We start from the raw sequence: 23,904 nt of genomic DNA on the forward strand, positions 1-23,904 counted from the left end.
TCCACCTCCCTATTTTTGCTGCCGCGGGATCGGAGCGCATGCCTCAGGAGAGAAGAATTCGCATTAAATCCCAAACAATAAGAAACAATAACAGCTGATATTGAAAAAAGGGGGCAGCTGTATGGAACAAGAACAAGAAACGTATTACGGTCCCGGTGGGGTCAAGCTTCCGATGACGTCCAAAAATAATGGTGTGCTCGAACAAGTGACGACGGATGTGCATTGCTTGACGATCAAGATCGTGAACGTCTGTTTTATCGGAGATGTGACGAGCGAATGGGTTCTGATTGATGCCGGGATGCCGAACAGCAAAAATGAGCTGACCGGCGCATTGGAGAAGGAGTTTAACAATTATCAACCGCCACAGGCGATCATTCTTACGCACGGTCATTTCGATCATGTCGGAGCCGTCGCCGAATTAGCCGCTGAATGGCAAGTGCCGGTTTATGCCCATCCCCGGGAAATGCCCTTTTTAACAGGGCAACAGGACTACCCTGAACCTGATACGAGCGTTGAAGGCGGAATGGTCGCCAAGTCATCGCGTGCGTTCCCCAATGAAGCGATTCAGTTAGGGAGTGCCGTGCAGGAGCTTCCCGCCAATGGGGAAGTGCCCTTTTTAAGCGAGTGGCAATGGCTGCATGTGCCTGGTCATTCCCCCGGACAAGTAGCCCTTTTCAGGGAGAGCGACCGCATCCTGCTCTCGGCAGATGCTGTCATTACCGTCAAACAGGACGAACTCAACAAAGTATACAACCAGACACAGGAACTGCAGGGTCCGCCCAGGTATCTCACAACCGATTGGCAAGCGGCGAAAACATCAGCGGAAAAGCTGTACCATTTGCAGCCGGAGATCATCGTTCCCGGCCACGGCGTTCCAATGTTCGGGCGCGAGTTGCACACTCAATTCGAGACGCTTGTCCGGGATTTTGAACAAAAAGCCGTGCCCGACAAAGGGAAATTCCTTCATTAAAAGGAAAAACGCGACACTTGTTCATCCAGTTCACCGGCCACGTGGGCAAGTTCCTGGGCAGCCTGATTGATCGACTCCATCGTCGCTGCCTGTTCCTCCATCGTCGCAGCAATGACGGCACTGCTATCGGAAGCCTGGTTGGAAGTGTTCTCGACTTCCTCGGTATAATGAAGGATGGATTGGCTGTTCTCGGTCAATCCTTGTACGAGCGCATGAATGTCGCGGGCTTTGTGGACGACCGCGTTAAATGAGGTGAGGATGGCTTGATAAGTGTTTGCCATTTCCGCGATCGCTTCTTCGCCGCGGGCGATGAGTGACGTGCTTTGCCGTGATTGCGCAACGGTATCATCGATATTGCTCGTCATCATTTCGATCGTTTTTGAGATGTCTTCGGTCGCCGCTTCACTTTCCGTCGCTAATTTGCGCACTTCGTTCGCGACGACTGCAAACCCTTTACCCGCTTCCCCGGCACGGGCGGCTTCAATATTCGCGTTTAAGGCGAGCAGGTTCGTCTGCCCGGAAATGTCTTTGATAAGGGTGATCACATTCTGAATGTCGCGGGAAGCTTCGCCGAGGGATTCGACGGACGATGCATTCGTTTCATTCTGGGTACGGATGTTCTGCATCGTTTGTAAGGAGGTCTGCAACCGGTCGTGACCGGCGGAAGCCTGTTCGTTCGAACGGTTACTTTCATCCACGATATCCTGGACAGCCTCATATACATGGTGCAATTCTGTTTCCATGGATTGAAACGTTCCCCGGGAATGACGGATCGAGTCATCCAGCGTCGCCTGTATGCCGGCCATTTCTTGCACGGAGCCGGAAACTTCCTGGGAGCCGGCGTTGACTTCTTCGGCGGAGGCGACCAATTCTTCGCTCGAGGCCGCCACCGTTTGCGAAACCGACGATACACCTTTGACCATATGGCGTAGATTACTCGTCATCGTGTTGATTTCGGCTGCCAGGGAAGCGAGTTCATCACGCCCCTCGACAGGGAGCGGATCAACCTGTAAGCGCCCGGCGCTTATCTGCTTGGTTACACTTGCGATCCGCTCGATGCTTCGTTGCCATCGTCCTGCGAAAATAACGAAGATGGCGATACCGATGACGACCGCGCTGACAGCGGCCATAATACTTGATACGATCGCATAGAACATACTGTCTTGCGCGGATTGATTGGCTTCTTCCACCTGCTGGGCGAAATAGTCCTGAAGGCTTTCCGCGTGCTGATTGATATTTTCAGTTAAAAATTCCAGGTTATTCATTCCCGTGACATCCGGAGGTACTTCCAGTTCAATATAATGACCGACGCTGGAATCAAACATCTCATTTTGACGCTCGAGCTGCTGCAGGTGATCGCGGGCGGATTCGGTATGGACACCGTCCTCCAGATTAGCGAGGTGTTCCTCCATACGTGCGTGTAACGTTTCGTAGTAAGCAAAATCCGGGTCATCCAGAAATTGCAAATCAGAGATGAATATGTACTTCTCCTGAAACGTGTGGGAAGCATCTTGGGCTTCCAGTACATACGAGTGCCATTCCTCCATGTCTTCCACACGCTCGTTGATATTCGTGATCTGTATGAAAATAAACATAAAGCCACCCAAAAAACATAACGTGATCGCCACTAAAGTAAGTAAAAGCTTTGTCCGTAAACGAGCAGGTTGAAATATTTTCATAACACGCCTCCGAGGTTCTACGATTTTATGAACTTTGGCCTATGGCAAAGGTTGTTGCGAGACATCTTCAATCCAATATGATACAAAGGAATAGGAATCATTCTATATGTAAAGATCTTGTTCCTTATATCGGCAAGATTCCTTTAATTATAAAGAGCAGCTGAAAGGATGTTCATGCGTGGCTGTATTTAATGACCGTTTTATTCGCGCGGCGAAGGGTGAAGGGGCGCGCCGGAAGCCTGTCTGGTATATGAGGCAAGCCGGACGTTCGCAGCCGGAATACCGGGCGCTGAAAGAAAAGTATTCTTTATTCGAGATCACCCGGGACCCCGAATTATGCGCCTACGTCACCCGCTTGCCCGTTGAGCAATATGACAATGATGCCGCGATTCTTTATAAGGATATTATGACGCCGATCCCGGCGCTGGGCCTTGATGTTGAGATCAAGGCCGGCGTCGGTCCGGTCATCGACGAGCCGGTCCGTACGCTGCAGGACGTGGAGCGACTCGGTGAGTTGCAGCCGAAAGATCAGGTGCCACATGTGCTCGATACGATACGTTTATTGCGCACGCAGTTAAGCGTCCCCCTCATTTCTTTTGCAGGTGCCCCTTTTACGCTGGCGAGTTACATGGTGGAAGGCGGACCTTCGAAAAATTACGAGCATACGAAAGCGATGATGTATGGAGAGCCCGGGACGTGGACATTGCTTATGGATAAACTGGCGAATATGACCATTTCATACGCACAGGCCCAAATCGATGCCGGCGCGCAAGCGATCCAAATCTTTGATTCCTGGGTCGGGGCCTTGAGTGCTCCCGATTATCGTACCTTCGTGAAACCGGCGATGGAAAAAATCTTCAACGCGCTCGCCTCCAATGAGGTGCCGCTCATTATGTTCGGCGTTGGAGCGAGCCATCTTTTGCGGGAGTGGGATGAACTGGCGCTTGACGTCATCGGGCTTGACTGGCGCATATCCGTTACGGAAGTGCGGAAAATGGGGATAACGAAAGCCCTCCAGGGGAATCTTGACCCGGCGATTCTGCACGCGCCCTGGGATGTGATTGAAGCCCGGACCAAACAGATCCTTGATGAAACGAAGGATGACCCGGCTTTTATTTTTAATCTTGGGCACGGGGTGACCCCGAGCGTTCAACCGGAAACGTTAAAAAGGTTGACGGCCTTCGTGCACGAATACACACGAGAACGTTAAGGAGGACAAAAGCAATGGCGAAGAAAAAAATCGGTTTATTGGTGATGGCTTATGGGACGCCGCGCAGCCTCGATGACGTGGAGGCCTATTACACGCATATCCGGCACGGGCGTCCGCCCGAGCAGGAAGCTTTGGATGATTTAATCGACCGTTACAAGGCGATCGGGGGCATTTCCCCGCTCGCGCGCATTACGGATGAACAAATGCATGCATTGGAAACGAGGTTAAATGAACAATCCGTAGATAAGGAATTTAAGGCTTATCTGGGCTTGAAGCATATCGATCCGTTCATTGAAGACGCGGTTGCGCAAATGAAAGAGGACGGCATTGAAGAAGCCGTCTCCATCGTGCTGGCGCCCCATTACTCAACGTTCAGCGTAAAGTCATACAACGGCCGGGCGCTTGAGAAAGCAAAAGAGATTGACGGTCCGACGATTTACACCGTTGAAAACTGGTACAAGGAACCAAAATTTTTACAGTTTTGGAAAGAACAACTTGAAGATGTCTATCAACGGGTGAGCCGGGAGCATTCCGTTGTAATTTTTTCTGCCCACAGCCTCCCCGAAAAAATACTGACGGATAATGATCCTTACGTCGATCAACTTAAGGAAACGGCCAGGCTCATCGCGGAAGCGGCCAAAGTGCAAAATTATGAGATCGGTTGGCAAAGCGAAGGTAACACGGCGGATAAGTGGCTCGGGCCCGACGTTCAGGACTTAACGCGTACGCTCTATGAAAAAAACGGCTATGAAACGTTTATTTACTGCCCGGTCGGCTTTGTGGCGGATCATCTTGAAGTGTTGTATGACAACGATATCGAATGCAAAATCGTGACTGATGACCTGGGGGTAAACTACGAACGCCCGGATATGCCGAATGCTCATCCTTTATTCATTCAGAGCCTTGCCGATGCCATTACGAAACGCCTGAAGATTGATCGGGCATGAACATAGCGATCATCGGGGGAGGCATCACTGGTCTGAGCGCTTTGTATGAACTCGAAAAACACCGCTCCGAGAGCGGAAGCGATATCGACGTCCAACTGTATGAAAAGAGCTCCGCACTTGGCGGCAAAATCGAAACGATGCATCGTGACGGGTTTACGATTGAGCGCGGTCCCGATTCTTTTCTTGCCCGTAAACCGGAACTGCTTTCGCTCGTCGAGGACCTGGGCTTAAGCGATCAACTTGTCACGAATAACACCGGTCAGGCGTTTATCGTAAGCGAGGGCCAATTTCACCCCATCCCCCCGGGGTCGGTCATGGGCATCCCGACAAAAGCCAAACCTTTTCTGGCGTCCTCGCTGCTTTCCAGTAAAGGAAAAATGCGAGCGACCGCTGATTTATGGCTGCCGGCCAAACAAAATGAACATGACGATGAGTCTCTCGGGCTTTTTTTTAGGCAACGGTTTGGAGATGAACTCGTCGATCGCATATTGGAACCGTTGCTATCGGGGATATACGCCGGTGATATTGATGAGCTGAGCCTGGCGTCCACGTTTCCGCACTTTCGAGACGAGAAGCGCAGCTTGATTCTCGCTTCCCGGGCCACGGCCAAAAAGCGGCAGGCAAAATCGGGAACGGGCCAACAGGGGGGAGTGTTTCGTACGGTCAAAGGCGGATTGTCCGTCGTTGTGGACGAGTTGGAAAAAGCGGTGCCGGAAGGGACGATTCATAGAGAAAAACACTTGCAAGAAATTGTCTCTGCTGCCGAAAACGGCTATCGGCTGTTTTTTGCCGATGGAACCGAAGCGGAGGCCGATCAGGTGATACTCACAATTCCGCAGGAAGCGGCCGCTGCCACGCTCCCGTCTTTGTCTGTACAGGAAGAGATGATATCCACGGCCGCCGGGGCATCGACCGCCACTGTCGCGATAGCGCTTAAAGAATCAGCGCTTGAAAGTACGGTGGAAGGGACCGGCTTTCTCATCCCGAATGGGAACGACGTCGCTTTGAAAGCGGTGACGCTCGTCCATAAAAAATGGCCGCAAATGGTGCCGGAAGGGTATGCCCTCTTGCGTTGCTTCGTCGGAAGACCGGGGCATGATGCGATCGTAGCCGAAACGGACGAAGCGATCGTGGCGCAAACGTTGCGGGAATTGCGTACCTTTCTGGACATTCAGGAAGAGCCGCTGTTTACAAGTGTGACACGCTGGCCGGAGGCGATGCCAAAATATACCGTGGGCCATCAGGCAAGGATAGAGAAATGGACAGCAGCCCTCGCCCGCGAGTATCCCGGTGTTCAACTGGCCGGTGCCTTTTACCGGGGCATCGGGCTGCCGGATTGCGTGCGCCAGGGCCAGGAAGCGGCTATCCAGACGACAGAATTCAGAGACCAGAGGTCAGATGCATGATAAAAGGGAGATCAGACTTCAGAGGCCGGAAAAGATATTCATCTTCTGACTTCCGGCATCTGACATCTGACCTCCGGAAAGGGTTGTCTCAATGTTTATCGATGAGGTCAATATATTCGTAAAATCCGGAGATGGCGGCAAGGGCATGGTTGCCTACCGCCGGGAAAAATATGTGCCCGACGGCGGACCGGCCGGCGGTGACGGCGGCAAAGGCGGCGATGTGATCTTCCGCGTCGACGAAGGCTTACGGACGCTGATGGATTTTCGTTATCAACATCATTTTAAGGCCCAGCGTGGAGAGAACGGCCGCTCCAAAAGCCAACACGGCAAAGGTGCCGATCCCTTGGTCGTTAATGTTCCGCCCGGAACCATCCTTAAAGATAAAACGACCGGGCAAGTGCTCGCCGATTTAGTCACCCATCGCGAAGAAAAGCTCGTTGCCAGGGGAGGACGAGGCGGACGTGGCAATAAACGCTTTGCCACGCCTGCGAATCCGGCGCCTGAGCATGCCGAAAATGGAGAGCCCGGCATCGAACTGGAAATGACCCTGGAGCTGAAACTGATTGCGGACGTCGGGGTGATCGGTTTTCCGAGCGTCGGAAAATCGACGTTGTTGTCGGTGGCAAGCGCGGCGAAGCCGAAAATTGCCGATTATCCGTTTACAACCCTCGCGCCCAACCTTGGTGTCGTCGCTGTGGAGGGTCGCAGTTTCGTGATGGCCGATCTTCCCGGCATCATCGAAGGCGCGCATGAAGGCGTGGGCCTCGGTCAACGCTTTCTTCGCCATACGGAACGTACGCGTGTCCTCGTTCATATGCTTGATGTATCCGGGATGAGCGGTCGTGACCCTTATGAAGACTATGTTACACTGAACCATGAACTCAACCAATATAACGAAGCCCTCACAGAACGTCCGCAATTGATCGTCGCCAATAAAACCGATATGCCGGAAAGTGAAGACATCATACAGGCATTGGAAGAGCAAATCGATCAACCGATTGAACGCGTCTCCACGCTCACCAAGGAAGGGCTGACATCCCTGCTCAGGAAAATCGCCGATCTGTTGGATGAAGCACCTGAGCCCGCGCAGGAAGAGAGCGAGGATGAAGCGCGCGTCGTGTATCGATATCAAGAGGAGAAAACGTTTGAGATTACGCGTGCCGACGATGGCGCGTTCGTTTTATCCGGCGAACCCCTGGAAAGGCGCGTGCGCATGCTTGATCTTAATCGTCCGGAATCCGCGCGCCGTTTTTCCCGTACCCTTCGTAAAATGGGGGTAGACGCAGCCTTGCGGGAGCGTGGCGCACAAGATGGAGACACCGTCCGCTTGCTGGATATTGAGTTTGAATTTATGGATGAGTAGGTGGTGGCCTTAGATGACCGAGCATATCAATCATTTTTATCTCGTCCGCGAAGACATGTTGACCGAAGCCATGCAGAAGACGCTGGAAGCGAAACGGATGCTTGACAATGATCAGTCGCTCACCGTCGGAGATGCGGTTCAAAAAGCCGGTCTCAGCCGTAGCGCTTTTTATAAATATCGTGACGCCATCCTCCCTTTTCACACGATGATTCAGGCGCAAATCATCACCCTCTCGATTCTTTTGGCAGACAGGTCGGGATCTTTATCGAAATTGCTGGGGGTTGTGGCTGAGACGCAATCAAACGTGCTCACCATCAATCAAACCATTCCCCTGCAGGGGCGTGCCAACGTGACCCTTACCGTTGACACGACGATGGTGACCGTCGAGATCCAGAACCTCATGCGGAGAATAAAAGAAATGGAAGCGGTGGAAAAAGTGGAACTTGTCGGCTCCGGTACCGGTACGACGAATACAGAATAGCCATGGAGAAAGAGTGAAACCATCATGAACAAAGTTGCCTATTTAGGTCCCGAAGGAACCTTCAGTGAATTAGCGGCCGCTGCATTTTCAACGACGGCGGCACGATTCCCGTATAGAGACATCGCAAGTTGCTTACGCGCGCTCGCGAACGAGGAAGTGGACGCAGCGGCCGTACCGTTGGAAAACACGATCGAGGGATCGGTGAACATCACCCTTGATCAGCTCGTGCACAGACACAATCTGCCGATCGTCGGCGAGGTGGCCATCCCGATTGCGCAGCATTTGCTCGTCCATCCCGACAATGTTGATGAGCGCCCGGAAGCTGTATATTCGCACCCCCATGCGCTCGCGCAATGCCATGATTATCTTACGGAGCAGTTTGCCGATTCTGAGTGGCTGCATGCATCCTCGACCGCGAAAGCGGCCCAGGAGATTGCTGCAGACCCGGGGTTGAAGCAGGCCGTAGTCGCCAATCGGCTGGCGGCCAAAAAATATGGCCTCACGATAGCGGCGGAAAATATTCACGATTTCGCCAATAACCATACCCGGTTTGTGCTTCTGTCTACAAAGGGGGCGCACATGGAACCGTCACTGGAGACTTCCCGTAAAAAGACGACGATCGTCGTCACCTTGCCATCAGATTATTCCGGTGCCCTGCATCAGGTTTTGTCCGCGTTCGCCTGGCGCAAAATCAATCTTTCCAAGATCGAATCGCGCCCGATGAAAACCGGCATTGGCCATTATTTTTTTATTATCGATATCGACCACGCGTATGATGATGTGTTAGTGCCGGGAGCTCTTGAAGAAATCAAGGCGCTCGGCTGTGAAATCCGTTTACTCGGGTCTTACCCTTCAGCCGTGATCGAGGCAAATAAAGAAATGGAATTCACGTTTTAAGCAGCACCATTTTTCTCGAATACTCGCTATCATCCCCGCATACCTTATATTGGATGCCGTACGGTTATGGAAAACGGGAAACCACGTGTACAGGAGGGATGGGAAGCGTGAAAATCCATATTGTGCAAAAAGGCGATACATTATGGAATCTTGCGAAACAGTACGATGTTGATTTCGAGGAATTAAAAGCGGCGAATACCCAGTTGGCCGATCCGGAGAAGATTATGCCCGGCATGAAAATCAAAATCCCGGGCCAAACCGTTCCCGCCAAGAAAGAAGCGGAGGAGGCGAAGAAAAAGGAGCCCGTGGAAAAACCTCCGGTTAAGGACATGCCGGAAATGCCAAAGAAACCGGAACCTCCGAAAAAGGAAGCGGAGCCAAAAAAACCGGAACCTCCCAAAAAGGAAGCACCCATTATGAAACCGCCGCCCAAGAAAATGCCCGTGATGGAAGCGCCGAAAAAAGACAAACCGGAACCGTCTGAAGTGAAAAAGGAAATGCCGCAAAAACCACCGCCCAAACCGGATAAAGACAAAATGAAGTTGCCGCCGAAAATTCAAAAACCATACCTTCCAAAAGAGGAGGAGAAAAAAGAAAAACAGCCGTATAAGCAGCCAGCCATGGAAAAACCTAAAACAAACATGCAGCCCTGCAAAACATGCGGCCAGCCGACGGATATGCCGTCTGCTCATCAAGTGCACTACGGGCCACCGCAACAGCCTATGTACTGCTATATGATGCCGGTTCAGCACCCATACCACGGCGGATACCAGCAGCAACCGTATCAGGAAGGGTATGATCAATATTATCATGGCCAGGGGTATGGCGGCGACTACAGAGCAACCGGCGGTGAAGAGCCGGGATATGGCTTTACAGCGTACGGAATACCGCCCTATGTTCCGGTTTATGATCCCGCTTTGATGTATGGATATTTGCCAGTCGCCCCTTATTATGAACAACAACCGCATGAACAAACGTATTATCCGTATGCGGGTGCCAATCACAGCGACGAATAATTTTTGCCCTCCTTTCCTCCAACTGACAGGAGTAAGCGCCCCCCTTTCTTCACAACTTAATGAGTGAAGGGGGGCTTATATTATGAAGAAGATGGCACTTTCGCTGACCGCTTTTTCAATAATTACAGCAGGATTAGCCGGCTGTGGAGATGTAGACAATCAAGCTGGTGATCCTGGGAGAAATGCCGGAAACCAGGTAGGTCAACAACAGCAAGATGCAGGTCAGGCTGGATGGGACCGAACGGACCGGGGTGACCGGGGCGAAGGCCCGATTACCGACATGTTTACGGTAGATGATCGCGGCGATGGGCAACAAAACCAGAACCCGCGGACCAACCAAGGCCAGGGCGGTGCCGGTAACCAAAATATGGATGACATGTTTACCGGTCAAAACCAGAACCAGACAGGCAATGGATGGGGCGGCGACGATGGCGAGCAACAAGACATTGAGCAAACGGTCTCAGACATGGACAATGTAGAGAGCACGCACGTCGTTGTCGATGACGATAACGTTCTTGTCGGTGTACGGACTACCGGGGACGATGGTGACGAAACGACTGACGATATTCGTGAAGAATTGGAAGACGAAACAGATAAAGAAGTTTATGTCACCGACGACCCTGACATGTTCGATGAAATCGGGGGAGCAGCCGACGATTTGGCTGAAGGAACCGGCCAAGCCGTGGATGAAGCCGGCTCAACTATTGATGGGATCATCGAAGACTTGAGCGATGCCGCACAACGACCATTTGAACAAAGCCGATAAAAAAGGGGCCGAGAGGCCCCTTTTTGGTATATCGGAAAACGACACGATTCCGTCAAAGTCCAAATATATTCGCGGATATCCGAGGGAACGGAGATCGCTCCGATCTTTATGACACTTGAATCGCGTTGCCATACCCCAAAAGCAGGGTATCCCGCTCCGAGAGGGACAAGAAGCGTGTTGTTATACCCCAAAGGCAGGGTATCTCGCTCCGAGAGGGCCAAGAATCGCGTTGTTATACCCCAAAGGGAGGGCATCTCACTCCGAGAGGGCCAAGAAGCGTGTTGTTATACCCCAAAGGCAGGGTATCTCACTCCGAGAGGGACCAGAAGCGTGTTGTTATACCCCAAAGGCAGGGTATCTCGCTCCGAGAGGGACAAGAAGCACGTTGCCATACCCCAAAAGCAGGGTATCCCGCTCCGAGAGGGCCAAGAATCGCGTTGTTATACCCCAAAGGGAGGGCATCTCACTCCGAGAGGGACCAGAATCGCGTTGTTATACCCCAAAGGCAGGGCATCTCACTCCGAGAGGGACAAGAAGCGTGTTGTCATACCCCAAAAGCAGGGCATCTCACTCCGAGAGGGACAAGAAGCGTGTTGTCATACCCCAAAGGCAGGGCATCTCACTCCGAGAGGGACAAGAAGCACGTTGCCATACCTCAAAAGCAGGGTATCTCGCTCCGAGAGGGACAAGAAGCGCGTTGCCATACCTCAAAAGCAGGGTACCTCGCTCCGAGAGGGACCAACAATCACGTTGTCATCCCTCGAACGACGGGGATCAAACCAATCCGAGAGGGCGATGTGATCTCCCTCGGGCTCGTCTTAGAAAGGCGATTTTTATTTCCCTTAAAAATCGTTTTACTTTGACTTTACCTTGCGGAAAACGACCGCATCCCTGGAGTATGAGCGCCACGCATGATATAGTTGCACGTGGAGGATGTGATTTTTTTGGCTGGTCATTCCAAATGGAACAATATCAAACGTCGGAAAGAAGCGCAGGATGCTAAGCGGGCAAAGATTTTTACCAAAATGTCAAAGGAAATATTTGCGGCGGTCCGGGCGCAAGGTGATGATCCGGCGACTAACCTGCGACTGCGCGCTGCGATTGAAAAAGCGAAAAACGCGAATATTCCCTCCAATAATATCGACAGAACGATTAAACGGGCGCGGGGCGACAGCGGCGATGTGAACTATGAAGAGATGAGCTATGAAGGTTATGGGCCCGGTGGTGTCGCCGTTTTTGTGAAAGTCCTCACGGATAACCGTAACCGTACCGTGGCGGATATTCGCCATGCTTTTTCCAAAAACGACGGCAATCTTGGCGAAGATGGCTGTGTGTCTTTCCTGTTTGCAGATACGGGTTTAATCGTGCTGGAAAGTGACGAACTCGATGAAGAGACGGTGATGCTGGAGGCGATTGAAGCCGGCGCTGAAGATGTGGAAGCGGATGAGGCTCATTTTCTCGTCTGGACCGATGAGAAAGAACTCGAGCAGGTCAGGGAAGCGCTCGCGAAACAGGGGTATACGATCGATACCGCCGAGCAAACGATGGTGCCGAGTACGACGTCAACGGTCGCAGGCGAAGACATCCCCAAAATGGAAAAACTCATCGACATGCTTGAAGACAATGATGATGTGCAGGATGTCTACCACAATGGTGACTTTCAAACCGGATAGGTAAAAAAAATGTTATCATTGCTGTAAGGTTTTTTCAGGAAAGAGGGGAAACGTTTGATTGAACGGTTAAGGGGACAAGTTGTTTTTCGGGATCACGCGTCCATCACACTCGACGTCCACGGCGTTGGTTATTTAATCCAGTGTGCCAATCCATTTGTCTACGACATAAACGAGGACAAAGAAACACTTATTTATACGTATCAGCACGTTCGTGAAGATGCCATCCATCTCTACGGCTTTTCCACGCGCGAAGAGCGGGAGCTGTTCAGCCGCCTTTTGCAAGTGTCGGGCATCGGACCGAAAGGCGGATTGGCCATCCTGGCCGAGGGAAATGCGGCGATCGTCGTGCAGGCGATTGAAGAAGAAGACGAAACACTGCTCGTCAAGTTTCCGGGTATCGGAAAAAAGACAGCCCGGCAAATGATTCTCGATTTAAAAGGGAAGTTCGCGGGAACGGCGTGGCAGAACGTTGAAGCCACGCAAACCGCAACCACCCCCATCCCGACACAAGCCCAGGGTACATTGGATGAAGCGATGGAAGCCCTGCGCTCGCTCGGATACGGGGAAAAGGAAATCAAAAAATGCCGGAAAGCACTGCAACACGAAGAACTCGAGGCGGATGAATATGTCAGACGCTCCCTACGTTTACTCGTGGAGCGGTAAAGGAGGGATCGTGTGGACGAAGAACGACTCATATCCCAGGAACGTTTGCTCGAAGACGAAGGTGGCGAGGATGAGAGTATTCGCCCCCTCTCGTTACAGCGATACATCGGCCAGGAGCAAGTGAAACGCAATCTGCACGTTTTCATCGAAGCGGCGAAAATGCGGGAGGAAAGTCTGGACCATGTCTTGCTATATGGCCCTCCCGGACTTGGGAAAACGACCCTCGCGATGATTGTCGCCCATGAGATGAATGTCAATTTGCGCACGACGTCCGGCCCGGCCATCGAACGTCCCGGAGATTTGGCGACGATTCTCACCACCCTGGAACCCGGTGACGTATTGTTTATCGACGAAGTCCACCGGCTGCAACGTTCGGTTGAAGAAGTTTTGTATCCGGCCATGGAGGATTTCAGTATCGATATTGTCATCGGACAAGGCTCAGGGGCCAAATCGGTTCGTCTTGATTTGCCGCCGTTCACGCTCGTTGGCGCGACCACGCGGGCAGGGCTTTTGAGCGCGCCGTTGCGTGATCGTTTCGGCGTGATGAGCCGTCTCGATTTTTACAAGCTTGAAGAGCTGGCGGCGATCGTGCTGCGAACGAGCGAGCTGCTCGGGGTCGATATCGAAGACGAAGCCGCCGACGAAATCGCGCGCCGGGCACGGGGGACGCCCCGTATTGCCAATCGTTTATTGCGGCGCGTCCGGGATTTTGCGCAGGTGAATCGGGCGGCATCAATCACCCTGAATGAAGCAGAAAAGGCGCTGGAGCACCTGCAAGTGGATCGTCTCGGGCTTGATCATATTGATCATCGGCTGTTGCAAACGCTCGTAGAAAAGTTTACCGGTGGTCCCGTAGGCATCGATACGATGGCCGCGGTCGTCGGTGAAGAAGCGGAAACGATCGAGGACGTCTATGAACCGTATCTTCTCCAGATCGGTTTTTTGCAACGAACCCCGCGGGGGCGCGTCGTCGCGCCCTCGGCGTATGATCATTTCGGCTGGACGCGGGCGGAGCATTCCAATGGCTGACATCCCTCGCTGGCTGATCATTGCAGGTGTGGTGCTCGTCGCGATTGGGCTCATATGGCAATTCGGCGGCCGGTTTTTGCCTCTCGGTCGCCTACCGGGAGATATTCTTTTCAAAAGCGGAGGTACGACCGTCTATATCCCGCTTATGACAGGTCTCCTCATCAGCATTGTGCTGTCTCTTATCTTTTTTGTCATCGGAAGGTTTCGGTAAATTATGGATGTTAACGATTTCGATTTCGATTTGCCTGAAGAATTGATCGCGCAACAGCCCCTTCCCAATCGTGATGCCTCCCGGTTGCTCGTCCTCGATCGAGCAACCGGAGACATTGACCATCGGCAGTTTTCGGAGATCGCCTCTTTTCTGCAAGCCGGTGACTGTTTGGTGCTCAACGACACGCGGGTGCTGCCGGCCCGGCTGTTTGGCGAAAAAAAAGAAACCGGCGGCAAAGTGGAAGTGCTGCTCTTAAATGAAGGGGAAGCCGATGAATGGACGACGCTCGTCAAACCGGCCAAACGGGTGAAAGCGGGGACGGAAATCGTCTTCGGGGATGGCTCGCTGACAGCGACGTGTATCGCCATCGGTGACCAGGGCGAGCGCGTGCTCCGCTTTGCCTACGAAGGGATTTTTCTGGAAGTGCTTGAGGCGCTGGGCGAGATGCCGCTTCCTCCGTATATCACCGAGCAGCTGGAAGAGTCGGAACGCTATCAGACGGTTTACGCCAGAAATGCAGGATCGGCAGCGGCACCGACAGCCGGTTTGCATTTTACAACAGCGCGTTTGGACGAGTTACGTGCAAAAGGCGTTAAAATTTGCTATATTACTTTACATGTGGGGTTAGGGACCTTTCGGCCGGTATCCGCTGACAGGGTCGAGGATCATGAGATGCACGCCGAGTATTATGAGGTCGACCGAGAGACGGCCGAGGCGTTGCAGGAGACGAAAGAAAACGGCCGGGACATCGTCGCTTGCGGGACGACGTCGGCGCGGACGCTGGAGACGGTCATGAATACATACGGGGCATTTAAACCAACGTCAGGGTGGACAGATATTTTTATCTATCCGGGTTATGTTTTCCGCGCTGTAGATGGATTGATCACCAATTTTCATCTGCCGAAATCAACGCTCATCATGCTTGTGAGCGCATTTGCCGGAAAGGGCGCGATCATGCGCGCCTATCAGGAAGCTATAGGTGAGCGTTACCGCTTCTTTAGTTTCGGCGACGTCATGTACATCAGGAAAGGGGTCACGTCGGTTTGACAGCAGCTATTAGCTATGAACATATCAAAACGTGCCGGCAGTCAGGGGCGAGACTCGGCCGTATCCATACGCCCCACGGGGTGATCGATACGCCGATCTTTATGCCGGTGGGCACGTTGGCCACGGTTAAAATGATGAGCCCGGAAGAGTTGAAAGAGATGGGCGCGCAAATCATCCTCTCCAACACGTATCATCTCTGGCTGCGTCCGGGTGAAGACCTCGTTGCAGAGGCCGGCGGCCTGCATACATTCATGAACTGGGATCGGCCTGTACTTACGGATTCCGGAGGATTTCAGGTGTTTAGCCTGAGCGACTTGCGCGATATTGATGAAGAAGGGGTCCGTTTTCGCAATCATATTAGCGGAGAGCGTCTCTTTTTAACGCCGGAAAAGGCCACCCGCATCCAGCAAAGTCTCGGTGCCGACATGATCATGGCTTTTGATGAATGTCCGCCCTATCCCGCCTCCTATGATTATCTGCGTGATTCTGTCGCGCGCACGAGCCGCTGGGCTGAACGTTGTCTGGAGGCCCAGGCAGGCAACGACGATCGGCAAGCGCTGTTTGGAATCGTCCAGGGCGGTGAGTACGAGGATTTACGCCGCAGGAGCGCTGAAGACCTGGTGTCCCTGGATTTTCCCGGCTACGCCATCGGAGGATTATCCGTCGGCGAGCCCAAAGCGGTCATGAACGACGTGCTGGAGCAAACGGTGCAACATTTGCCGACGGATAAACCGCGGTATTTGATGGGGGTAGGTTCGGCTGATGCCTTGATCGATGGCGCAATCCGCGGGGTCGATATGTTCGATTGCGTGCTGCCGACGCGCATCGGCCGCAACGGAACGTGTATGACGTCGGAGGGGCGTAAAGTCATTCGCAATGCGGCGTTTACCCGTGACTTTCGTCCGATAGATGAGGCGTGCGACTGTTATACTTGTCGCAATTACACGCGCGCCTACATCCGCCATTTGATTAAAAGTAAGGAATCGTTCGGCTTTAGGCTTACCTCTTATCATAACCTTTATTTCCTGATAGAATTAATGGGAAAGATTCGCCTGGCGATAAAAGAAGACCGGCTCCTTGATTTCCGTGCTTCTTTTTTCGAACAATATGGATTCAACCGTCCGGATGCGAAAAATTTTTAGCATGATATCAGATATTTCCGGGTGTAAATGAGAAAGGAGTGCATTGTACATGGAAGCGATTATTATGTTGGTATTGATGTTTGCGATTGTTTATTTCCTGCTCATTCGACCGCAGCAAAAGCGGCAAAAAAAGATTCGGGAAATGCATTCGAACTTGCAAAAAGGTGATGACATTATTACCATCGGCGGATTGCATGCCACCATTGACGCGCTCGATGAAGACAAAATCGTTTTGGACGTCAACGATGGCCGCAAGCTCACGTATGACCGTTCGGCCGTTCGCGAAGTGATTAATCAGAACTAGGCATACGAGCGTGAAGAAACAAGACCGGGTAAAGGGCAACACCCCTTTTGCTCCGGTCTTTTTTGCGCTATCAAAAATAAATACGGAACACTACCCCGGGGATGGATACAATAAACCGCTTTTAAAGACCTAACTAGAAGCGTATACCGACGTTAGGTCGCCATGAACCGCTTTTGAAGACCTAACTCAAGTCAAACCCGTTCGTTAGGTCGTCATGGATCGCTTTTAAAGACCTAACTCGAAGCATACCCATGTGTTAGGTCGCCATGAACGATTTTTATAAACGCACCGGTTTAACGGATGGCACTGAACAGAGATACGCTGAGCATACCTCCGAAGGCAGCGCTGATGATGCTTCCGGTAAAAACGAGGGCCTGGTTCAGGCTCAGTTGCATCCCGTATCCGAGGTACTGCAACAATACCGCAACAAACACAAAAGTCACGCCTGCGAGTAACCCGACGAGCCATCCTTTCGAACGCGACCGTAATCCGGCGGCGAACCCGCCGATAAATGTGATTGCGATGGTAATCCCAATCGTCGCTCCGGTCATCGTTGACTCACTTATGGATCCGAAACGTAATAGCGTCGCCATGATGAGGCCTGAACATAATACGAGCGTGAGCATCGTCAGGCCCGAAACGCTGAGCACGCGCACAAAAGACGTTTGCATAGGTAGTCCCCCTTATGGTCATTTGCTACAGCTTATGATAGAAACAAGCATGTATTACTAGAAGTGGGAGGTGGGAAGTGGGAAAAGACAAAACCAAATCCGTTCGGAATGCTGTGCACTCACCTGGGAATCATAGTTAAAATGAGGTGATGTGAGCAGTGACCGAGTTATTTGAGCTTGCATGGCGGACGTTATTTTTTTACTTTTTTCTTTTGGGTTCCCTGCGGGTGATGGGGAAGCGGGAAGTGGGCGAACTTACGCTTCTTGATTTTGTCGTTTCGATTATGATCGCTGAATTTGCGGTGATGGCGATCCAGGAACAATCGATTGTAAGAGGGATCGTGCCGATTCTGCTGTTGGCGTGTACCCAGGTAGGCCTTGCGTTTGTATCCCTGAAAAGCCCCCGCCTCCGCGATGTGTTGGACGGGGAGCCGACGCTGATCATTGAAAACGGTAAAGTCGATGAGGAGGCGATGCGCAAGCAACGGTACAATTTCGATGACTTGTTGCAGCAACTGCGCAAACAAAGCATCAGTAACTTTTCCGAAGTTGAATTCGCCGTTCTGGAACCATCCGGGGACCTGTCGGTGATTAAAAAAGAGACGCGTGCCGGTGAAGTCGTTTACCCGTTTCCGATCGTCATCGATGGCGATATCCAACACGAGCACCTGCACCACATCGGCAAAGAAGAAGATTGGCTCAAGGCCAATCTTCGCGCACGCGGGTATCATGATTTGCGTGCCATTACGCTGTGTGTCGCGAAGAAAAACGGCACGCTCATTATCGATGAAAAAAATTGAAGGGAGCTAGCGAAAGAAAGATTGAAGGATTGGGATTCGACTGATATTCTTAATAGGGAGAAGCTGGAACAAAACCAGTCCGATCAGGTAGCAGACGACGGTAAGCGTTAAGCTGATAATCGTTCCAAGGAGCATTTGCTCGGATGTAATAAAGGTGCGGAAGGCATGAACAGCGACCCCCGCAGTCAATATGGAAACGAGCAGCGTACCGGTCCAGTCCTTCACTTTTAATGTGAATCCGATCGCACGGGAAACACTGATAAAATGGAGCAGGGTTACGACCATAAGGCTCGCGCAAATCGCGAGGGCCGCGCCCATGATGCCGAGTTCCGGACGGGAGGCCAGAAAGGCGATTGCGAACATCTTTATGCCTGCGCCGATCAGGCTGTTATACATAGCCGCTTTCGCCAGGTTAAGCGCCTGTAATACCGATTGCAGAGGCATTTGAAAGTAAAGAAAGATACAAAAGGGCGCGATCAATTTCAAATACACGGCTGCCTGGGGCGCATCATACATGAGGTCGAGGATGGGAACCGCAAATACGTACAGGATAATAACGGAAATCCCTCCGGACAACAGGGCGGTTTTCGTCGTTTGTTGCAAACGCTTTTGAATCGTGGCATAGTCGCCTTGACTATGGGCTTCGCTAATGGCCGGTACGAGCGATACCGACAAACTTTGCGTAATAAATGAAGGTAAAAACAGAAGCGGGACGACGAATCCGACCAGTTCGCCGTATTGGCTCGTGGCCGTAGCGGTGGCCACCCCGGCGATCGCCAGACTTTGGGCGACGATGATCGGTTCGAGAAATTGCGAAACGGAGCCGACGAGTCTGCTCCCGGTGGTCGGCAACGCGATCTCCATCAAATTTTTTAATGTGTTTTTTCCCCCTTCGAGGGCAGCAAAGAAATTTTTGCGGATGCTCATCGTTTTATTGTTTTTAAACACATAAATGACGTACAGCAATGAAGCGAGTTCGCCGGCGACGACGGAAATCATCGCACCGGCCGCGGCAAATTGGATGCCGAACGGCAAAAAGATGCTCGTACAAAAGGCGACGAGGGCGATGCGGACGACTTGCTCGATCACTTGCGAGTACGCGATCGGGCGCATATTTTGCATTCCCTGGAAGTAGCCTCTTAAGACGGCAGACAAGGCCACGATCGGCACGATCGGAATAATGGCGAGCAACGGGTAAAGCGCGCGAATATCGGTTAACAGGAAGCTGGCGAGAAGCGGTGCGAAGGCAAGCATCCCGATGGTCAAAACTGCACTTAACGAACCGGTAACGACAAGGGAGACGACGAGGATTCTTTTTTTTCGTTCATGTTCTTCATTCGCATCGGCTTCGGCGATCAGTTTGGAAATCGCGACGGGGAGACCGAGCTGGGTGAGTGTGATGATGAGCAGTAATGAAGGAACGGCCATCATGTAGAGCCCCACACCTTCAGAACCCAGGATCCTTGCCATGACGATTCTATTGATGAATCCGAGGATACGGGTAATTAAGCCCGCGATAATCAGAATAAAAGCGCCCGCGAAAAACGTTTGTTTCGTCATACCCGTGCTCCTTCCTAAGCGTTGGCAGATTCGGGTTTCATCCGCCATTACATATCTATGCAGAAAGAAGGGCCAAGCATGACAAGCAATGCTGAAAGTGAGGGATGAATATGGGAAATCCGCAGCAATTTGAAGTATGGAAAACGGATGTTGAACCGATACTCGAATTAAAAAGAGATGAATGGCATCTCCTCGGCCATGAAGAAGTCGCAAAAGAAGATGTTTGGCGGCTCGGCGTGCAGAAGCTTAACAAGGAAACAGAATTCACCCCGTTCTATCGATTCGTGAACGTATTGATGCGTTTATCGGTGACGGATTTCATGAATGAACAGACGATCAATGCCTACAAGGGCATGGGCGGATGGACGAAGGATACCGATGATGAACTGGAAGGCATTCTCGGGGATGTCCTTGATCATGACTAGATCATGACTAGACGCGAGCATGATCATAGGCAAGCCGAGTTGGCGGGATCGTTGAAGGAGGCAAATGTATGGGAACAAAATGGGGGAGAATCGGCGCATTTTTCGCCATTGTGATCGCACTGGGTGTACTGATATCACAAACGGCCTTTGATGTCGCGCGAAGTACGAATCTGGGCCTTGATTTGCAGGGCGGGTTTGAAGTTCTTTACGAACTTGAACCCGATGACGAAGGTGAGCTGACCGAAGATGATATTGAGGCGACGGCTTCAGCCCTGAATGAACGGGTGGACGTCCTCGGCGTTTCGGAACCGTCGATTACCGTGGAAGGGGAAGACCGTATTCGCGTGCAGCTTCCCGGTGTTGAGGACCAGGAAGAAGCCCGTGAACTCTTGTCCACGGAAGCGAATCTCTCGTTTCGGACGGTCGATGACGAATTGTTGCTGTCCGGCGAAGACCTTGAGCAAGGAGGCGCGTCGGCCGGATTTAACGATGCCAATCAACCGATCGTACAAGTGACGCTCCAGGACGGAGAGGCATTCGGAGATATTACAAGTGAACTATACGAAAATACCCCACCGGAGGATTCGCTTGTCATTTGGCTCGATTATGATGAGGACGAGCATTCGTTCTATGATGAAATCGGTGAAGCAGATCCGGCATTCCTGTCGGCACCAAGCGTGCCCCAGCCCTTATATACCGAAGATGTTTCCATCGAAGGCATGGAGTCCCTTGAAGAAGCCGAATTTTTGGCGGAGATGCTCAATGCCGGTTCCTTACCCGTGCAAATCGAAGAGGTATACTCCAACGCTGTCGGGGCATCCTTAGGGGAGCAGGCTTTGGAACAGACGTTATTTGCCGGGATGATCGGCGTAGCACTTATCCTGGCTTACATGGTGGCCTATTACCGATTTATGGGTGTGATCGCCGCCATCACGCTTTCCGTTTACATCTATCTCGTTATGATTCTCTTTAATTCCATTCAGGGTGTACTCACTTTACCCGGGATTGCCGCCTTAATCCTCGGGGTAGGGATGGCGGTGGACGCCAACATCCTAACCTACGAGCGTATAAAAGAAGAGATAAAACAGGGCAGATCGATGCGGTCCGCTTATCGACTGGGGAGCCGAAGGGCCCTGGGTACGATTATCGACGCCAATATTACGACTATCATCGCTGCCGCAGTCCTGTTCTATTTTGGAACGAGCGCGGTGCAGGGATTTGCCGTCATGCTCATCGTCAGCATTTTGACGAGCTTTATTACCGCGGTATACGGCTCGCGCCTCTTGCTCGGACTATGGATTAACAGCCGGAGTTTAAACCGGAAATATTGGCTGTTCGGCGTAAAGGAGCGTGATGTTCGCCGTGGACTTTAAATTTGCCGATAAAAATATCGATCTCATCAAGCCTCGTAAGTCCTTTTTTGCCTTTACGATCCTCGTCGTGCTTGCCGGCGCAATCTTGCTGTCGACGTTCGGACTTAATCTGGGCATTGATTTTTCCAGCGGCACGCGCGTCGACTTTATGGCCGATGAACCTCTGACCGAAGAGGAAATCGAAAACGAATTTGCCGAAATTGGGCTGGCGCCCGATGACATTACCCTCGCCGGGGATGATAATGAACAGGCGTCGGCACAATTTATTGGGGCGCTCGAACAGGAAGAAGTCACGGATTTACAGGTGCATTTTGACGAAGTGTTCGGCTTCGAACCGAATGTGAGCACCGTTTCCCCGCAAATCGGGCGGGAACTCGCCATTAATTCGCTCATCGCCACCGGCTTGGCGTCGCTCGGCATCGTGATCTATGTCGCGATTCGATTTGAATTTTTATACGGACTCGCGGCCATCACCGCGCTTCTTTATGATGCCTTTTTCGTCATTTCGGTATTCAGTTTATTACAGCTGGAAATCAACATTCCTTTTATTGCCGCGGTACTCACCGTTATCGGGTATTCGATTAACGATACGATCGTAACGTTTGACCGGATTCGGGAAAATGTCAGCAAGGAAGAGGAAGAGCGAGACATAGAGAATTTCGAGCAGTTAGCCGGGATTGTCAACAAAAGCTTGTTGCAAACCCTCACACGCTCGCTTAATACGGTCTTGACCGTCTTGTTCGCCGCGGTGGCCATCTGGCTGCTCGGAAGCGAAGCGATCACGTCCTTTGCCTTCGCGATCGTGCTTGGGCTGATCGCCGGCACGTATTCCTCGCTCTTTTTCGCCGCCCAGCTATGGCTCGTATGGAAAAATAAGGCGATAAAAAGACAACAGAACAAACCGGCTCCCGAGGCTGAACAGCCATAAAAGAGGATGGGGTGGTTTTTTCCAACCTCCAACCTCTCACTTCTAACATCCAGAACGGTGATAATGATGACAGACGCTGACGAGATACGTTACAGGAAAGTAAGACATGCCGCATGGTTGGGCATTATCATCAACATCGCGCTTGCCATCGTCAAGGGTATTACCGGCATGATCGCGAACAGTCGGGCGTTGATCGCTGATGCTGCCCACTCCGCAGCCGATGTCATCACTTCCTTCGCCGTTCTCGTCGGCGTCCGGGCGGCCGAGCTTCCCCCCGACGAAGATCATCCGTACGGTCACGGCAAAGCGGAAACGATTACGGCCATTATCGTCAGCGTGCTCCTGTTTCTCGTCGGCTTTGACATTGCCTTGAGTACGTTTGGGGAAATGTGGGGAGAAAGCGAGGCCCCGGGCACGATCGCTCTTTATATCATCATCGCCTCGATTATTATCAAGGAAGTATTGTTTCGTTTCAAAGTGCGTCTCGGAAAAAAATATCACAGCGAGGCGATCGTCACGGATGCCTGGCATCATCGCTCCGATGCCATTTCCTCCCTGGCGGCGCTTCTCGGTGTGGCCGCTTCTATTCTCGGGTCCAATTACAACATCGAGTGGCTCCTTTATGGCGACCTCGTCGCGGGTGTGTTTGTCGCCGGTCTCGTCATGCTCATGGCCTGGCGGCTGGGAAAAGAGGCGGTTCACAACGCTTTGGACCATGTCATGCATGAAGAAGACACGATAGAGATGAAAAACAATGTCCTCGGCGTTAGGGGTGTGCTTGGTATCGATGAGTTTCACGCGCGTCAACATGGACATTATGTGATCATTGATATTAAAATAGTTGTAGATCCAGAAATAAGTGTGCGCGCCGGCCATGATATCGCGACGGACGTGAAACAATTGTTGCTGGAAGAAGAAAAAGTCCGGAATGTGCTCGTACACGTCAATCCCTATCAAGGTGAATAGTGGGACGGTAAAAAAGGTGGTGTTGTATGTATGAAAGGGCAATGGACGCTCATTCTGGTACTGATTGCCGCGTTGCTGATATCGATATTCGCGGTCATCAATGTCGAGAGCGTAACGGTAAACTTTCTTTTCGGAACAACGCAAATTCCCCTGATTCTTATCATCCTCGGCTCGGTTCTCATGGGCGGTTTAATCGTTGGGGGCGCAGGGCTGTTGAAAGTGTATCGCCTGCAGCAAGAAGTGCGGCACCTGAAAAAGAACAACGCCGAGGGCCGCCAGACGAACGACCATCCTGAGCCCCAGCAAGATGACAAGACGCAAAAGACACGGGATCGAACTGAGTAATTGTTGTGCAACCGGCCTTTTTGTATAATGAA

General features: G+C 51.9%; 25 protein-coding genes. 22 read left to right on the forward strand and 3 right to left on the reverse strand.

Annotated features, from left to right (window positions below):
* Nucleotides 1-121 precede the first annotated feature (121 nt).
* Complete coding sequence (locus tag BLS58_RS09555) at nt 122-970, forward strand: MBL fold metallo-hydrolase (RefSeq protein WP_090398322.1); 849 nt, start codon at nt 122-124, stop codon at nt 968-970.
* Here BLS58_RS09555 and BLS58_RS09560 read toward each other — a convergent pair.
* The gene (locus tag BLS58_RS09560; protein WP_090398324.1) at nt 967-2,649 is read right to left on the reverse strand and encodes a methyl-accepting chemotaxis protein; all 1,683 of its coding nucleotides are present in this window, start codon (nt 2,647-2,649) and stop codon (nt 967-969) included. The genes BLS58_RS09555 and BLS58_RS09560 overlap by 4 nt on opposite strands.
* Before the next feature lie 178 nt (nt 2,650-2,827).
* On the opposite strand from BLS58_RS09560, the gene hemE reads away from it, so the two are divergent.
* From hemE to yajC, 15 genes are all read left to right on the forward strand, one after another.
* Nucleotides 2,828-3,859, forward strand: coding sequence for a uroporphyrinogen decarboxylase (gene hemE / locus BLS58_RS09565; protein WP_090398326.1), 1,032 nt, complete (start codon nt 2,828-2,830; stop codon nt 3,857-3,859).
* A gap of 14 nt (nt 3,860-3,873) precedes the next feature.
* The gene (hemH, locus tag BLS58_RS09570) at nt 3,874-4,806 is read left to right on the forward strand and encodes a ferrochelatase (RefSeq protein WP_090398327.1); all 933 of its coding nucleotides are present in this window, start codon (nt 3,874-3,876) and stop codon (nt 4,804-4,806) included.
* Nucleotides 4,803-6,212 (forward strand): protoporphyrinogen oxidase, encoded by a 1,410-nt coding sequence (gene hemG / locus BLS58_RS09575; protein ID WP_090398329.1) that lies wholly within the window; start codon nt 4,803-4,805, stop codon nt 6,210-6,212. Before hemH ends, hemG begins: the two co-directional genes overlap by 4 nt.
* Before the next feature lie 91 nt (nt 6,213-6,303).
* On the forward strand, nt 6,304-7,575 hold the full coding sequence (gene obgE / locus BLS58_RS09580) for a GTPase ObgE (protein WP_090398332.1): 1,272 nt from the start codon (nt 6,304-6,306) through the stop codon (nt 7,573-7,575).
* 13 nt (nt 7,576-7,588) lie between these two features.
* Nucleotides 7,589-8,056, forward strand: coding sequence for an ACT domain-containing protein (locus BLS58_RS09585; RefSeq protein WP_090398334.1), 468 nt, complete (start codon nt 7,589-7,591; stop codon nt 8,054-8,056).
* Nucleotides 8,057-8,080: 24 nt separating this feature from the next.
* Nucleotides 8,081-8,953: a prephenate dehydratase gene (gene pheA, locus BLS58_RS09590; protein WP_090398336.1), complete on the forward strand. Its 873-nt coding sequence runs from the start codon at nt 8,081-8,083 to the stop codon at nt 8,951-8,953.
* A 98-nt stretch (nt 8,954-9,051) separates the two neighbouring features.
* Nucleotides 9,052-9,969 carry a SafA/ExsA family spore coat assembly protein gene (gene safA / locus BLS58_RS09595; RefSeq protein ID WP_425433687.1) on the forward strand — a complete coding sequence of 306 codons (918 nt, stop codon included), beginning with the start codon at nt 9,052-9,054 and terminating at the stop codon, nt 9,967-9,969.
* 82 nt (nt 9,970-10,051) lie between these two features.
* On the forward strand, nt 10,052-10,735 hold the full coding sequence (locus BLS58_RS09600; protein WP_090398338.1) for a YhcN/YlaJ family sporulation lipoprotein: 684 nt from the start codon (nt 10,052-10,054) through the stop codon (nt 10,733-10,735).
* A gap of 944 nt (nt 10,736-11,679) precedes the next feature.
* Nucleotides 11,680-12,408, forward strand: a complete 729-nt coding sequence (locus BLS58_RS09610; protein WP_090398342.1) for a YebC/PmpR family DNA-binding transcriptional regulator — start codon at nt 11,680-11,682, stop codon at nt 12,406-12,408.
* Nucleotides 12,409-12,462: 54 nt separating this feature from the next.
* A complete protein-coding gene (ruvA, locus tag BLS58_RS09615; RefSeq protein WP_090398344.1) occupies nt 12,463-13,071 on the forward strand; it encodes a Holliday junction branch migration protein RuvA in 609 nt (202 codons plus the stop codon).
* Between the two features lie 12 nt (nt 13,072-13,083).
* Nucleotides 13,084-14,100: a Holliday junction branch migration DNA helicase RuvB gene (gene ruvB, locus BLS58_RS09620; protein ID WP_090398346.1), complete on the forward strand. Its 1,017-nt coding sequence runs from the start codon at nt 13,084-13,086 to the stop codon at nt 14,098-14,100.
* Nucleotides 14,093-14,311, forward strand: a complete 219-nt coding sequence (locus tag BLS58_RS09625; RefSeq protein ID WP_090398348.1) for a DUF2905 domain-containing protein — start codon at nt 14,093-14,095, stop codon at nt 14,309-14,311. The genes ruvB and BLS58_RS09625 overlap by 8 nt, the downstream gene beginning before the upstream one ends.
* 3 nt (nt 14,312-14,314) lie before the next feature.
* Complete coding sequence (gene queA / locus BLS58_RS09630; protein ID WP_090398350.1) at nt 14,315-15,358, forward strand: tRNA preQ1(34) S-adenosylmethionine ribosyltransferase-isomerase QueA; 1,044 nt, start codon at nt 14,315-14,317, stop codon at nt 15,356-15,358.
* Complete coding sequence (gene tgt / locus BLS58_RS09635; protein WP_090398352.1) at nt 15,355-16,500, forward strand: tRNA guanosine(34) transglycosylase Tgt; 1,146 nt, start codon at nt 15,355-15,357, stop codon at nt 16,498-16,500. The genes queA and tgt overlap by 4 nt, the downstream gene beginning before the upstream one ends.
* Nucleotides 16,501-16,549: 49 nt before the next feature.
* Nucleotides 16,550-16,804: a preprotein translocase subunit YajC gene (gene yajC, locus BLS58_RS09640; RefSeq protein ID WP_090398354.1), complete on the forward strand. Its 255-nt coding sequence runs from the start codon at nt 16,550-16,552 to the stop codon at nt 16,802-16,804.
* Between the two features lie 293 nt (nt 16,805-17,097).
* Here the strand turns inward: yajC and BLS58_RS09645 are convergent, their stop codons facing one another.
* Nucleotides 17,098-17,475 carry a TIGR04086 family membrane protein gene (locus BLS58_RS09645; RefSeq protein ID WP_090398355.1) on the reverse strand — a complete coding sequence of 126 codons (378 nt, stop codon included), beginning with the start codon at nt 17,473-17,475 and terminating at the stop codon, nt 17,098-17,100.
* Between the two features lie 158 nt (nt 17,476-17,633).
* Between BLS58_RS09645 and BLS58_RS09650 the strand changes: the two genes are divergently transcribed.
* Nucleotides 17,634-18,275 carry a DUF421 domain-containing protein gene (locus BLS58_RS09650; RefSeq protein ID WP_090398357.1) on the forward strand — a complete coding sequence of 214 codons (642 nt, stop codon included), beginning with the start codon at nt 17,634-17,636 and terminating at the stop codon, nt 18,273-18,275.
* 6 nt (nt 18,276-18,281) lie between these two features.
* On the opposite strand, the gene spoVB is transcribed toward BLS58_RS09650, so the two are convergent.
* Nucleotides 18,282-19,835, reverse strand: coding sequence for a stage V sporulation protein B (spoVB, locus tag BLS58_RS09655; RefSeq protein ID WP_090398359.1), 1,554 nt, complete (start codon nt 19,833-19,835; stop codon nt 18,282-18,284).
* Nucleotides 19,836-19,945: 110 nt separating this feature from the next.
* Between spoVB and BLS58_RS09660 the strand changes: the two genes are divergently transcribed.
* The 5 genes from BLS58_RS09660 to BLS58_RS09680 all read left to right on the forward strand — a co-directional run bounded on the left by BLS58_RS09660 (nt 19,946) and on the right by BLS58_RS09680 (nt 23,872).
* Nucleotides 19,946-20,260 carry a post-transcriptional regulator gene (locus BLS58_RS09660; RefSeq protein WP_218126206.1) on the forward strand — a complete coding sequence of 105 codons (315 nt, stop codon included), beginning with the start codon at nt 19,946-19,948 and terminating at the stop codon, nt 20,258-20,260.
* 68 nt (nt 20,261-20,328) lie between these two features.
* The gene (secD, locus tag BLS58_RS09665) at nt 20,329-21,633 is read left to right on the forward strand and encodes a protein translocase subunit SecD (protein ID WP_090398363.1); all 1,305 of its coding nucleotides are present in this window, start codon (nt 20,329-20,331) and stop codon (nt 21,631-21,633) included.
* Nucleotides 21,623-22,561, forward strand: coding sequence for a protein translocase subunit SecF (secF, locus tag BLS58_RS09670; RefSeq protein WP_090398518.1), 939 nt, complete (start codon nt 21,623-21,625; stop codon nt 22,559-22,561). Before secD ends, secF begins: the two co-directional genes overlap by 11 nt.
* Before the next feature lie 63 nt (nt 22,562-22,624).
* Nucleotides 22,625-23,527, forward strand: a complete 903-nt coding sequence (locus BLS58_RS09675) for a cation diffusion facilitator family transporter (RefSeq protein WP_342705590.1) — start codon at nt 22,625-22,627, stop codon at nt 23,525-23,527.
* Between the two features lie 30 nt (nt 23,528-23,557).
* Nucleotides 23,558-23,872: a LapA family protein gene (locus BLS58_RS09680; protein WP_090398368.1), complete on the forward strand. Its 315-nt coding sequence runs from the start codon at nt 23,558-23,560 to the stop codon at nt 23,870-23,872.
* Nucleotides 23,873-23,904 lie beyond the last annotated feature (32 nt).

This window comes from Natribacillus halophilus, assembly GCF_900100185.1.
Taxonomy (GTDB): Bacteria; Bacillota; Bacilli; order Bacillales; family Marinococcaceae; genus Natribacillus; species Natribacillus halophilus.